1 protein-coding gene is annotated in these 234 nt (G+C 38.5%); it reads right to left on the bottom strand.

Annotated features, from left to right (window positions below; translation table 11 throughout):
- Positions 1-234, bottom strand: a 234-nt coding sequence (locus tag GNY06_RS15460; RefSeq protein WP_166518557.1) for a transposase, incomplete at both ends; no start/stop codon positions are given.

The following is a 234-nucleotide window of genomic DNA, read 5'->3' as shown; positions in this document are numbered from 1 at the left end:
GAAAAATGCTGTTGGTGGTTTTTGCCTTTTTTCTAGCTTGATAGCCTAGCTTTTCACCTCCCATTCGGCTTGGGGTGTGGCTGCCGTCCAACTGAACGTTTGACATCTCCAATTTTCTTTTATTAAGAAGCAAAAGACCTATCCAAACCTTTCTGAAAGAGCCATCTTTGCTCCATTTATTGAAATAATAGTAAATGCTTTGCCAGCAGATTTTCTCTTTGTCAAAATATTCTT

This window comes from Elizabethkingia argenteiflava, assembly GCF_009904105.1.
Classification (GTDB): domain Bacteria; phylum Bacteroidota; class Bacteroidia; order Flavobacteriales; family Weeksellaceae; genus Elizabethkingia; species Elizabethkingia argenteiflava.
Note: the sequence above shows the minus strand (reverse complement) of the source record. Positions and strands in the feature narration are given on the sequence as shown.